At 60.7% G+C, this 12,891-nt stretch carries 5 protein-coding genes; all 5 read right to left on the bottom strand.

What is annotated here, in order from left to right:
* Nucleotides 1–91 precede the first annotated feature (91 nt).
* The 5 genes from TVD_RS06115 to TVD_RS06095 all read right to left on the bottom strand — a co-directional run bounded on the left by TVD_RS06115 (nt 92) and on the right by TVD_RS06095 (nt 12,843).
* Nucleotides 92–5,719 carry a DEAD/DEAH box helicase gene (locus tag TVD_RS06115; protein WP_240472301.1) on the bottom strand — a complete coding sequence of 1,876 codons (5,628 nt, stop codon included), beginning with the start codon at nt 5,717–5,719 and terminating at the stop codon, nt 92–94.
* Between the two features lie 21 nt (nt 5,720–5,740).
* Complete coding sequence (locus TVD_RS06110) at nt 5,741–9,025, bottom strand: STY4851/ECs_5259 family protein (RefSeq protein ID WP_047251925.1); 3,285 nt, start codon at nt 9,023–9,025, stop codon at nt 5,741–5,743.
* 184 nt (nt 9,026–9,209) lie between these two features.
* Nucleotides 9,210–11,483 carry a hypothetical protein gene (locus TVD_RS06105; protein WP_047251098.1) on the bottom strand — a complete coding sequence of 758 codons (2,274 nt, stop codon included), beginning with the start codon at nt 11,481–11,483 and terminating at the stop codon, nt 9,210–9,212.
* Between the two features lie 17 nt (nt 11,484–11,500).
* Complete coding sequence (locus tag TVD_RS06100; protein ID WP_047251097.1) at nt 11,501–11,860, bottom strand: hypothetical protein; 360 nt, start codon at nt 11,858–11,860, stop codon at nt 11,501–11,503.
* 194 nt (nt 11,861–12,054) lie between these two features.
* Complete coding sequence (locus tag TVD_RS06095) at nt 12,055–12,843, bottom strand: HTH domain-containing protein (RefSeq protein WP_047251096.1); 789 nt, start codon at nt 12,841–12,843, stop codon at nt 12,055–12,057.
* Nucleotides 12,844–12,891 lie beyond the last annotated feature (48 nt).

Below are 12,891 nucleotides of genomic sequence, written 5' to 3'. Positions count from 1 at the left end.
TTGCGCTCCTGAATTCCATTAATCAGTACAGTGTCGCGTCATGCGGCATGTCGTTTCACCGCCCCCCATGACACACTAATTCGGAATGCGCCTAAACGAAGCCTGCAACCCTGCGCAGCTCGTCCACAAGCAGTTCCGGTGCCTCATGGATTTCGGGCAGAGTGAACAGGTGCCAGCCCACCAGGGTTTCGGGTATCGGATTGGCGCGGCCGTTCTGGGCCCAGACACCGATCTTGTAATTCGGCCAAGCAACTTCGAACTCACCGACCACCTCACCGAGACCATTTTGCACCTCGTGGCCGACCATCGGTTCCGGCAGGTCCTGGTCAACGACGGATTCCACGATGCCCATGGCCTGCTCGCTCAGGTCCTGCGCCCAGTCTGGCACGGTCGTAGGCATAACGCCGGCTTCGGAGTCGACGTGCTCGCCCGGCGAAGGCTGGCCGCCCTTATGCGAGTGGACCTCGCCAGACACCTCCGCCGCGGCGGACGGCCTGGTGTCCACACTGCTTCGCTGCTCGGATCGACTCGCCCCTTCCACCAACTCTGGGGCCGCATCGCCCAGCCACTCGCGGGCAAGAGTACGGTTCATGCGGTGGTGGTCAATGCGAGTCTGGGTGTCGAGCAGGCATTGGGAACAGCCGGTCTCGCAATGGTCGCAATTAAGCTTTTCCGCCATCCGGCGCATGACAGGCATCACCAGCTTGCCAGCGGCGGAAGAAAAGCCGGCGCCACCACTGACCGTGTCGAACAACTGGAGCACCAGCGCTGCCCCCTCTTCGCCAAGCCGCTTCGGACGGGTGGCATAGCCGATTTCGGAAGGTGAAACGCCCAGGGTGTCCGCCAGTGCAAAGCGCAACGCGATGGCGAGCGTCAGAGCCACCGTTCGCCCTTCGGAAGTATCGTCGATATAGGTACCTTGCAGCGGATGGCGCAAGAGGAGCTCGAATACGTCGGTCGGTGTGACCACGCCCAGCCGCACTTGCTGCTGCAGACTCCCCGAGCCAGGACAAGCCACCCGTTGGCCATCCCGACGATCTTCTCTGGTCGGCTGGGGCGCGTAGTGCGTGTCGTCAGGGGAAAGGCCCCTCGGGAACACACCGACATTCAGCATGGATTCGGCCCGGCCGCAGGTCATGCACAAGGCGTAACCGTGTCCATACAAGCCGGCGCTGTGATGGAAGACCTTGCCGTTCGCATCGACCGCTATGGAGCCCAACGCCGGGTTCGGCAGCGGGGTCTCTTCTGCCTTAAGGAACACCCATGGGGACGCGGCCGGCACGAACTTCTGGGACTGGACATTGTTCGTCGGATCAACCCGAGAATCGGCCACGAACCCGGCGGGCTGCAACACACTCACGATATTCTGGGACCTGATCGGGGCCCCGCAGGTTGAGTTCTCACACACCAAGCTGCCCCAATCAACGACGCCCTCGCGGTGCCCAACAGAACCGCACACGTCGCAGCGCCATACGCTCTCCAGCCGTTGCGACTCGTTTGCCCCACCCTCCAAACGATGCCAGTGCAGGGAGACACCGGCCGAGGTGAACACCCGCCCATCAAGCACCACCTCGGCTCCCGGCGCGTATTCACGAATTGCGATCGAAAGGTTCCGCGATGGGAGGCCTCGGTAACTGCTGTGGTTGTCCTCTTTGCCTCTGCTGCTACCTGCCTGAGTCCTTCGCTGCCGACTGTAGTCGTGGAGCGTGAAGTTATTGAAATTGACCACGTCGGTGGGGAAGCCATACCCGGGAAGGAACGTCCGGCCCGCCAGTTCCCGCAGCAGGTATTCGTTGCATAGCCGATCCAGTTCCCGTTCGAGGCGCGCTCGGTAGACACTTTCCGGTACGGCCCGATCCCACTCTCCCTTCAGCCAGGAATGGTTGTTACACCAGTCCTCTTGCAGCTTCTGAATGCTCGCACGGGCGTCCTTCCGCAACTGCTTAGGCGGGAGGTGCTCGAGCACCGTACCCCGCGTCACATACCGAATCCCGGCATCCACCTCATGTCCAGGACCATTCAGTGATTCGATGAAGTCGGTACATGGGGCGGAGCCTGACTCCTCGAGATAAAACCACTCCGCGGTGAGCTTGGTCCGTTCGACGCCTCCGGTCCCCACTGTTCGGGTCAGGAAATCCCCAAGGAGCAATGCCTGCACCTGCCGCTGCACCAGGCGGGCGGAGCTGAAGGCCACGGCCGGCACCGGCATCGCCGTACGGAACGGCCAGCTCGGGTTGGTGAACACCTGAAGGTCGTGCGGATTGTGCTTGCACACCGTGTACGCGATCGCGCGTGCCTCGCGACTGCGCCCGGCGCGCCCCGCCCGTTGCAGATAGTTGGCCGGGTGAGGCGGCACGTTGTTCATCACAACGGCCGTGATTCCGCCGATGTCCACCCCCATTTCCATCGTGGTCGAACAGTTCAGTACGTTCACCCGCCCGTCCTTGAACTTGCCGACGTACTCCTCCAGCCGCTCGGAGGACTGCTGGGCCGAGTGTTCGGCCGTGCGGTAGTAATAGCCTCCCTCCACCGCCCGATCGTTTAGATCCAGCCACAGGCTGCGCGGTCGCAACTCGCGGATCGCGGGATCATCGGCAATCTGCTCGCGGATCTTGGCAAGACCGACTTCATGGTCGAGTTGAGCCCGATCAAAGGAGGACAGGTCCGGATACGCAACTGGTTCCACTCGATGGCGTCGACGTTCCGCTTCATCGAACCGTAGCCCCTCGATGTTGCGTGGGAGGTACGGCGTCCAACCGCGGAAACTGGTGTCGAGCAATTTGTTGGTGATCGGACAGACAAAGGCCCGATTCTGCAGCCGAAACTCGAAGCTGTCGAGGGGCAGTGAGAAACGATTATGATCGGACTTCAAAGGCCCGCCCGGCCCAGTCAGGATGCGCCACGCCTTGCGCAGCCAATCGTTGATGAGATCCACGTCCGCCCGATCTCCCGGATTCATCCCGGCCCCGAGGATCAGAAGCTTGACCAGTCGGTGCGAGGTGTTGCCGCCGCGGATTTGCGGCCACTTCAGCAAGCCGGGCTCCGAGGCTTCCTCGGAATCCGGGGGACGGAATTGCTTGGGCTTGAAGGACAGCCCTGCCCAGCGAAACCAGTCGCCACTCGCGTTGATGCCGCTGGAAGCTCGCACGTAAAAGTCCAGCGCGACCTTCAGAAAATCACGCCAGTCCTGGAGCTCCAGCCCCTTCTCTGCCCATCCCTCCGGCATCGTCTCGACCCGATCGAGACCCTTGTACTCGACAACGGCGAGCCCGAGGGTTTCGGCGCTGTTCTGCCGTTTCGGGCGTCGCATGAACTCGCGGAACAGCAGCATTTCCGCCAGTTTCTCTGGGCCGTCGGCAGCGCCAAACAGGTCGGGGTTGTACTGCTTGTTGAAATTCCGAATCGGCCCGGCGATATCCGACTTGCCCGCCAACGCCCGCACCATCTCGCGCCAAGGTACGCGCACTAAACTCCCGGCTTGATCTGCCCCCTGCCCCTGGAGAGCGGCCTCTTGCCGCTCGATCTGCTCCTGCATCTGTGCGGCGGCCTGTTCCATGCCGGCCGCCAGCAGACCCTGATGAGCCGTCCGCAGGGCCTCGACACTCTCGGGTGTCACCGGGTCCCGAGGCTGCGCAGCGTGATCGCGTTGCGCCGCGCCCAGGACATCCACCACCAGTCCGCGAAGCTTGTTGCGCTCGGCCTCCTGCTGCATGCGCACCGCCATCCTGGCCGCGCCCTGACGACTATCAGTGAAGGTGATCAGCCGTCGCCCCCGACCCGGAAGGGTCTGAGGCCCGGCCGCCGAGGCGCCGCCCTCGGGCTGAAAATCCTGGGTGTATTCCAGGACAGTGGGAACCGCCTGCGTGACGTGGAATGGCCCTCCGGTCAATGCCCGGTTGAAAGGCGAGCGCCCGGAATAGCCAGGGAACTCGCATTGCGGACGACTGCAGCGGGCCTCTGAATCGTTCACGCCCAGCCGGATCGCTCCGTCACCCGAAACAAAGCTCCGAGCCTCCGGATCAATCTCCACCGCGAAGTACGTCTCCCCGATGTGATCCGGGCGACAGAAGACCGAAGGCTCATTACGCGCCGGTTCCGTATCTACGTCCGGCTCATCACCCTCCAACTCGTCGGTGGAATCGGTCTGCAGCGAAAATTCGTCCTCGACCCGGGTTTCCCAGTGCTTCAGGTGTTCGCCGCGCGTATCCGCCAACAGATGGGGCTCATTACAGTTGTCACAGAAGGCCAGCTCCAGCACCGGCGCTCCGCAACCGCAGCTCGAACGCTGATCCGAATAAACGTTGCCGAACGGCCAGTCCGCGGCCAATGGCGTCCCTGCCTTCTCCGGGCAGTCCGGATCGATACAGGCCCAGAGCCCGTGCAAGGTCTTCTGGAAAAAATGCGCGCGCAGGTTGAGAAAAGCCGGCTCCAATGCCACAGGCCGGGTTCCCGTACACAGGTCGAGCCAGCGCAACGCATCCCGCTCGCTCAGGGAACGCCCGAGCGACTCCGAAACGCGGCTGCGAATCTCATCCAGACCAACCGGCGAGGGATAGCCGACGACGAAATCCCGGATCGCCCGCGCCACCGGGGAATGGGTCAGGGCCTCGAAGCGCGCCCTCGAAACGTCCCCGCTTCCCGACTCGGACGGCATAGCCTCGAGGGCGTCGAGTGTCACCGACTGCCCGGCGCTCACCGGAAGAGGCGGCACTACGCGGCGCCCACCCAGCACTTCCACCTGTCCGACCGGCACGCCCGAAAGGTCGGACAGGAAACGGCGCAGATTCTCCTCCGCTTCCGGACCGGCGATGGTCGCCGAGGTTGCCACGAACCGAACATCCTCCGGCTTCACCCCGAAGGCGATCATCACCCGCCGCAGTTGCAGTGCCAACTCGGCGGCCTGCGAACCCATGTAGGAATGCGCCTCGTCCAGCACGATCCATCGCAACGACTGCTTGGTTCGTGACGCACGCAGGATGGGCTCATCCACCTGCCGAATCATCATGTATTCCAGCATCGTCCCGTTGGTCACCAGGATCGGCGCCGGAGACTCGCGCATCCGCTCGCGGGAAAGCACTTCGTTCGGGCGCCGGGCTTGTTCCGCGCGCACGATGCTCGCGCGGTCCGGGGTACGGCCGTTGTACAAGCAATAACGCATGCCCTCGCCGAACGGACGCGTCCAGGCATCCAGACGATCACGCTGCGAATCGATCAGGGCATTCAGTGGGTACAGGAACAACGCCCGCACACCTTCCAGCCTGGAGGCACCCTCGGCCTCGAGTTCACGATGAAGATCCTCGATCACCGGGACCATGAAGCACTCAGTTTTGCCTGAACCGGTGCCGCTAGTGACGACTATCGATTTCCTTTCCTTCAACAGGGCCTGCCAGCTATGAAGCTGGTGGGAAAACGGTGCCCAATCGGCGCTGAAGCGATAGCGCCCATTGTCTCGGTGATCGAGTGCATCGATTACCGAGGGGCTCAATAGCGGATCCGACCCCGCCCCCAAGTCGCGCAATCGACAGTCTGCTGGCTCCCATTCGAAGGTCGGCTCAAACTGCGGCGCGGCCAGAAAACTGCCTCCCTTCCCGCTCTCACCAGCCAGTATGCCTGCCAGGTGCTCGCGCAACCCAGGGTGGGTAATACCCAGCAACCCCAATGTAGATTCCGTCGCTCGCGATCGGGCCTGATCAACCAGTGAAGTGAAAAAGCGCTGCATCAGAGATCCTTGATCGAAGGGTTATAGCCGAGCAAACAGGGCTGCATTGAACGCGATGCGGAACCAGTTGGCGTCAAAGTCACGGATCCGTCGAAACTGGAACAGGGCCTCATCGGGATGATCAAATAGCTTGTCCACTCGGGCTTCGCCCAACGCGACCGCTGCGACGAATCCCGGCAAGTACGCCACAGCCTTGCGATGCCTGACCTCGGGGTTGAGACCGCCCGCTGGATGATCCGGCTGTCCATCGATCCAGTTCGCCAGCGTCTGTGCCCCGTAATCGGGCCAGTGCACGTCAACCCGCTCGCGGATCACGTTCTCGAACAACGTCGGCAGGACCATCCGCGCCTGTCGCGCGTGTGGGCTCGAATGCCCCGTTCTGAGCCATTGCTGCAGTTCTGCCCCATAGGCCACCGTGGGCTCTTCCAGGTGTTCAAGCGTCCGCTGCAGCACAGCATCTGTCGTCTCCTCCGGAATGCCCTGCTCCAGTAGGAAGCCGTCAAAACGCTCGGTTGCCGTACGGAACTCCCGCACCGGAAGCATCTCAAAAAACAGCGGAAAGTCGCGTTCCAGCCGGCCGACGAACGTTTCGTCCATCTCGAACTTGAACATCGCCATGCAAAGGGCGCGCGGGTGCTGTACCAATGCCTTCCAGACCTCGAAGGTCGTCAGGGGCAGGTACCCATAATTCCGGTACAGCGCCTTGAGAAACTCCCAACCGCCGTGCCGCGGGTTCTCGCTCATCGCATCCAGTACACCCTCAAACGAGGAAGCCCCCGAGTCTGGACGGAAGGCAAGAACCGCCTTTTGCAAGCTCTCTACACGTTCCAGATCTACCGCCGAATCAGGCTTTCCCGGTACCAACAGTGGCCGAAACGAAGCGGCCGAATCATTGCCCGGGACAACCAACCAGGGACCGTCCCGCTCCACTTCACTTGGTAGTCTGAATCGACCGGTAGGCACCCCTTCGCTGCGCACCGCTTCTAGCGGAATCGATGGGACGGATGGTGCATGCAACAGCATCAGACGTGGCTCAAGAGCCTCAGCAATTCCCCCTGCCCCACCCCAAGCAGCAACACGAATCACATCTTCATTCTCTTGCCTCAACTGCACCCCGAACAGGCGCACCCTGCGCCGCAATGGCTCCGAACCGCCATCAACCTCCAGACGGACCTCGCAATCAATACTCGTATCGATTGAAAGCAATTCAACGATCTTTTCACGCAGTCCGTGCAAGCTGATCTCCAGCGGTTGCGGGCCCACGCGATATACCCAGCGGTCATACAGTTGACCACCACCGTGTCCGGTCAGCGATAGCGTGACAGAAAATCCCGACTGCCCCACCGTCCCATAGAGCATCAGACGCGCGCCCAGGAGATCATCCACGGACACGTTTGCGGCCAGTGGGTGTCCGTGTCGATCGAGCGCCAGGCAACCCACGTAAGGGAAAGGAACTCTAATCTCGATCGGATCGGCAACAAGGGAGGGTGTCACCCGAACAGCCACATTCGCGGGCATTTCACCGATGGCGCGCAGCTGCAGCGCCGTTGAATCCCCTTCGCGACTCCTCTTCACTTCAAGCCGCTCATCGTCCACGTCCACCAGACAGCGCTGCGTCGAAGTAATACGGATCAAGCCTTCTCCAGGTTCGTCGCCGCCCGTCAGTTGGATGTCAAAGTCTGCGGGAAGAATCCCGACCTTACGGCGCAACAGCGTCTCACCAGTGCCATTGCGCACAGACACGAAACGGACACCACTGATTTCATGGGCCGGAAGTGACTCAATGCGATCTCCCGCCACATAGACTCCGAGTCCGGCCGCATCGCCTACACCATCAGCTGCCGCCTCCAGGACTCTCGGCATCCCCCGCACGCACAGTGGCGGGCTAGTTGGCCACTCGATCATATCGCCACCAAGCTCGACACCCGCAGTGCCGCCGCCAGCTTCACCCGTACGCACGGTGTAGCGATCATCCCCGGTCAGGCTCAACGTCGCCCGTCCGGATACGCGGTAGCCGTCCAGCCCAAATGGGGTCGGTTCCACCCGAATGTCTGCGTCATCTGGATCAACGGATGCTAGTGACACACCCGGTGGGAGCGCCACCATCACATCGCGATCTTCGGTGCGGAACGAGGCTTGCCCACAGACATGCCATGCTCCCTCTCGCCAGGCAAAGCCAACCGGAACCTCTCCTAAAGCTACCGCTCCACCCGGGATCTCGATCTTGCCCGCCTGCAAACCACCCGCCGAGATGGCAAGAAACAGGGACCGATTCGGCAGAACGCGCTTGACCACCCTCTCGCCACTGCGTGGACGGAGCTTTGCACTACCTGCGTGATTAAGGTCTGCAAACGCGGCGCCTAACCGCAGGCGTGGCTCCGTCCCTTCAATAATCTCCATCTCGAGGCGCGAGCTCGCAGGTTCATGTTCGAGCGGAATCCGCAGTTCGCCAGGAATCACGACCACCGTCTCCAGGCCACCGATTGGCACGTCCTTCCATGTGTGCGAGCAAGCCAGCGAGCCCACACGACGGCGCCGACGGCCTTCGTCCGTCGCCGTCTTCAGGAGGCTGTTCAGGAACTCCGACCCTGTCTCCTGATCCAGTGCAATGGGGAAGCGTTCGCGCCACCGCGGGTCCTGTTCATCCAGAAACCCGACCGGCTCCTCCTGCGTTTCCAGTGCATGATTCCGCACAAGCGACCGAAGCTGTTCCAGCATCTTGGCAATCAGGCTTACCGGACCGACCGCCGAAAATACCTGTGGTAGCGTTGATCGCTGGATCTCTCTCCGAACAAACGTTTCGATGTCGGCTCCCAGGGACTCGGCCTGTTCGACTCGGCGCAACAAACGAACAAACAGCCCATGCAGTGGATTTCCCGACGCACGCAGGACCTGAAGTGGCAGTCCACCCTCGCTCAGTAGCGAACCCAGAAAATCCCGATGCCCGGCATCGAAGCGATGCACTTGACGCCCCCAAAAGCTCTCAAGCCCGCGGGTGATCACTTCACCTCGCGGACCGGGATCCAGGTAGAAGTCGAAGGCCTCGTAAATCGGATCCCACTCCCATTGGTGATGGAGCTGCCGTTCCCGCCTTGACCACTCGGCGATACCCAGGACCAGCGCCCCGCAGACCCACCTGTCATCCTTCATTTCCACGAAATCAGGGATGAGACGGAGCACTCGGTGGAGCTCGTAGTACTCCTCATCCGTGCACCGATACCGGTAAAGTTCCCGCTGGTCCGGCTGTTCCAAGTCCCGCCGGTCCAGGAATGCCCGCAACCATTTGATTGTTTCCCTATGAAACATCCGCCCTCCCCTCAGGCTCATTTTTCGAGGCTCCCGGTCGCGACGATGCGAGCTCCCCGCCTTATTCTCGAGGTTCATCGCGACAACTTCTGTCGCTAGACACTCCTCCTCTGTCACGAATGCGGCTAACCCAGGGTCTACCATCGGACCGATCATTCGCAGAACGGCTTCTGACCCCCTCCGCCTACAACAAGACACCCTCGATGAATTCCCTCAGCCGCCCGTCCTCCAATTCACGATAGATCTCTTCGAAGGTGCCGGGTAGCAGCATTTCCTCATGTGCTGCCTTGTTTCGCACCTTTCGGAACCTTTGCAGGAAGTCCAGGAGATCGTCGTCCCGCAACCCCGGGGGCAAGCCATCCCTTATCTGCTCAAGCACCTGGGCCTTCAAACGGCCCTTGCCCTCCAGCACGGAGAGCCGCTCAGCCACACTCCCAGATACGCCAAACGCCCGGCCTGGATCTCTGCCCAGCTCCGCGGTCACCACCGAGTCGTAGACCCGCACAAAACGCGACTCGAGGAACTTGAACCATTGAGTGAGGAGCATTCCCGGCACAGGCGACCCCGCCACCAAATGCCCTTCGTCCCGGGCACGCACCGTCTCTTTAACCAATCCATGTAATTCCGTCACATCCTTCCGGTCCATCCAGCGGACGTTTGCCGGGCCCACATACTCCTCGAGGAATCGCGTTGCCCGAGCGTCTTCGTCCTCTCGGAGTTCCAGAAGCGACCGCTTGAGTTCGTCCTTGTCGATCGAGATTCGATTACGCGCCCCGGACAAAAACCGCGACAGGTTCATCCGATGTACAGACCGCGACTCCGCCCCGTCCGCAAGTCCGTCCAATATGTCAACCGTTGCCTCTACACTCGCCTGCACATGTCCTTCATGATCCCAATGCTGCGCGCGGTCGAGCGCTTCCGCCAACCAGGACCAGTCGAAGGCGGCATTTCCTTCGTAAGCCAGCACCTGGGTTGGAAGGTAAAACGCTGTCAATGCACAGCTCAGACTCACAAACCCTTCATCAAACGCACTGTCGATCGCTAGGCGAAAAGTGGATGACCGTTTAACCGCAAGGCGCCGGTATTCCGGTACCCACTCCGAAAGCTCCGGACTCCCAATAGAACTTTCATCAGCGAACCCGAACGTTTTGTCCTGACCCAGCAAGAGAATGAAACTGGCTCCCGAGAAATCAACGTCAACATTCTCCATCGCATTGGAAAGCGCGAGACCTACATACCCGCAATCCCCATACCCGACGCGGGCGACGGAACGGTACGGGTCCAGCCGCCCGAGCTTTCGAGCGATCCTCCGAAGAGAGCGCGCAAGATCCTCTTCGTCAAAAAGCGCTCCACTCGGAAGATGCCGTACATAAGCCACAAGATCGGGCACGACGTATTCGTCAAGCCCAGAAGACAACATGGCGTTAAAAGCCCAGAACCTGTGGTGCCCCCATGACATCCGTGGAGCCAGATCGATCCTAGCGAGCGCATCAAAATGGTGCTCAACGGAAGCAGGGATGCTTTCCCACGTGAGAGTCTCCCCATCACTGACGGGAAGAACAGAAACCAGCTCGAAAGTCTCGATGATTGCGCGAGCAGCTCTCTCTTCTTCTCCGGGCTGATCTGGATCGAGTGGAAATTCCAGATCGCCGCGCAAGGGGTCACAAGACGTCACCTCCAAGACGCGGTCGAACATCGCCTGCGGGAGATGAATCAAAGTGCCTGCCACGATCTCTGGCTCGAACCGGCCTCCCCAGGTCTCCGGGTCAAAAAAGTCAAAATGAATATCGAAAAGGGATGGAATCAAAGGCACGAATGTTTCAATGCGAGACAGAGCAGCCGCCGAATAACGGGAGTTCCCGACTCTTTCCCGTGCAATAGCCCATGGCAGCAATGTCTCGGCGACATGCGCTCCTAACCACGGCTGTTCTGCCGCCACCGCCCGCTCGGGACTGACGGCATCCTCCGGGTACAGGCTATCGATGAACGCCCCAATAACCTTTGCGGGTTCGCTAATGGCCGGAAACCACGGAGCATCGGGCCGCCGGAGGAAGGGGAGCACGCCCGGAAAACGGCCATAGACGGGATTCTGGACGTGCAAACTTTCGAGCTCGGACTCCAGGGCCAGGGATGCCTCCGCCGCCATCTTCCCCAACTCCTCCAGTCGCGCGCGCTTCTCTTCGGGCAAAGTCTCCGAGGGATCTTCCTCAAAACGCGGAGGCATAGCCAGTAAGCTGAACCGGTGGGTTGCGACCCAGTTCAACACCTCGGTGAGCGGCTCATCCGATATCACCGAGTCAGCGAGTCCCTCCCAGGTTGTAAGGGCGGCTTCATCCACCGTCGTGACGGTAGCGATCACATCTAATGCGGAGAGAAAGGTCCCAAGTTGCCGGTCCTCCTCAAACTGGCGGAGGCGTTGGTAATAGGAATCCGGAACCAAGTTTATGACGTTACCCATGGGACCGCTCCCTTCGATTACCGTGGGCCGTAGGTGCCGTCCGGATGCACCTGGAACCCTCGACCGGTTTCCGGACCGTAGCTCCCATCCGGGTACATCTGAGAACCCCGCCCGGTGTTCGGTCCGTACGTACCATCGGGGTGCATCTGCGAGCCTTGCCCAAAGCTGGAGCTGTAACTGCCATCGGGATGCATCTGCGAGCCATGGCCGGTATTTGGCCCGTAGCTGCCATCCGGATGCATCTGCGAACCTTGCCCATAGTTTGGCCCGTAGCTGCCATCGGGGAACATTTGCGAACCCTGCGCAAGGATCGCTGAAGGCATCGCCAGCATTATGATGGATGCCTGGAATATGGCCCTATTGCTGTCATCCTTCATCGTCACGTCCTCCTGTGTGGCCAGTGCGACAACGCACCTACTCTGTCTGGGTCGAATCGCCGATGAGTACGCGGAAGGACAAACCTAACGGGATAGACACAGGCAAGAGCCTTGGACCCGCACGTGCACTGGAAGCCGGCATCGCGTAATTCAGCAAATGCTATTGAGACCGCCGGGCAACGCATCGAAAATTGCTAAAACTTATTGGCGAGCTTAGCCAGTACCGCCTGCGCTTTGCGCTTCTCTACCTCAGGATCTTCCTTCTGGAGATATTCGACGGCTGAGAGATCATCGCCACGCTTGCGATTCTGGCGGGGCTCCAAGGCTTCAATCAGTATGGCCTCCAACGCAGGGATGATTTTTCCGGCTCCGTATGCCTCAGGCTGGTCCTGCAAGGCCCCCTTGTCTGAAACCGGCAGAACGCCGAACCAGGAGAATCGATCCCAGCGGGTCGAAAGACGGTCGAGCGTGTGCTCATAAAGGCGTCGACCAAGTGGCCGATCAACCGAGCGTCCTACATAGACCACTTCGCGACCGTCGTAGAGCAGATAAATACCGAACTGCCCACAGAAGTCGACCGGTTCGGACCCAATCTGCTGGATACCCAGAATCTTGGGAGTCCCGCTCCAGACGACGAAGTCGCGACGCCAGAACATCCCGAAAGAGGAAACGACATCATATTGCTCTTCGCTTTCCTCGTCGGCTTCTTTGACATTGGGCTTGGCTCCCGCCTTCGGTGCCGCGGCAGAACCACTATCCTTGAGCATGTATACGCCGCGATCCACCTTGCGAAATGGTGAGTTATCGCCTTCCTTGCTGATCGAGCCTGAAATGTTCGCGTTGACTGTCGCAGGAGGCGTTGCGCCCACGTTTTTCCGGAGTCCGTCTGCCACGATCTGCTCGGCGATGTCCGTGTAGTGCATCGCGCCACCCGCGTCGCTCAGCACTCGCTCGATGGCCTTGCGCCACGTCAAATCCGTCATTCCATACCTCAAAGTTAGGTCCCGCCGTGACGGGAAAACGTTCGCGAG

This window comes from Thioalkalivibrio versutus, from assembly GCF_001020955.1.
Classification (GTDB): Bacteria; Pseudomonadota; Gammaproteobacteria; order Ectothiorhodospirales; family Ectothiorhodospiraceae; genus Thioalkalivibrio; species Thioalkalivibrio versutus.
This window is presented reverse-complemented; position numbering and strand designations above follow the sequence as displayed.

What these genes read in the sequence shown, in the direction of transcription:
- TVD_RS06115 (WP_240472301.1), bottom strand. Translation starts at nt 5,719, where the DNA reads ATGCAGCGCTTTTTCACTTCACTGGTTGATCAGGCCCGATCGCGAGCG.
- TVD_RS06110 (WP_047251925.1), bottom strand. Translation starts at nt 9,025, where the DNA reads ATGTTTCATAGGGAAACAATCAAATGGTTGCGGGCATTCCTGGACCGG.
- TVD_RS06105 (WP_047251098.1), bottom strand. Translation starts at nt 11,483, where the DNA reads ATGGGTAACGTCATAAACTTGGTTCCGGATTCCTATTACCAACGCCTC.
- TVD_RS06100 (WP_047251097.1), bottom strand. Translation starts at nt 11,860, where the DNA reads ATGAAGGATGACAGCAATAGGGCCATATTCCAGGCATCCATCATAATG.
- TVD_RS06095 (WP_047251096.1), bottom strand. Translation starts at nt 12,843, where the DNA reads ATGACGGATTTGACGTGGCGCAAGGCCATCGAGCGAGTGCTGAGCGAC.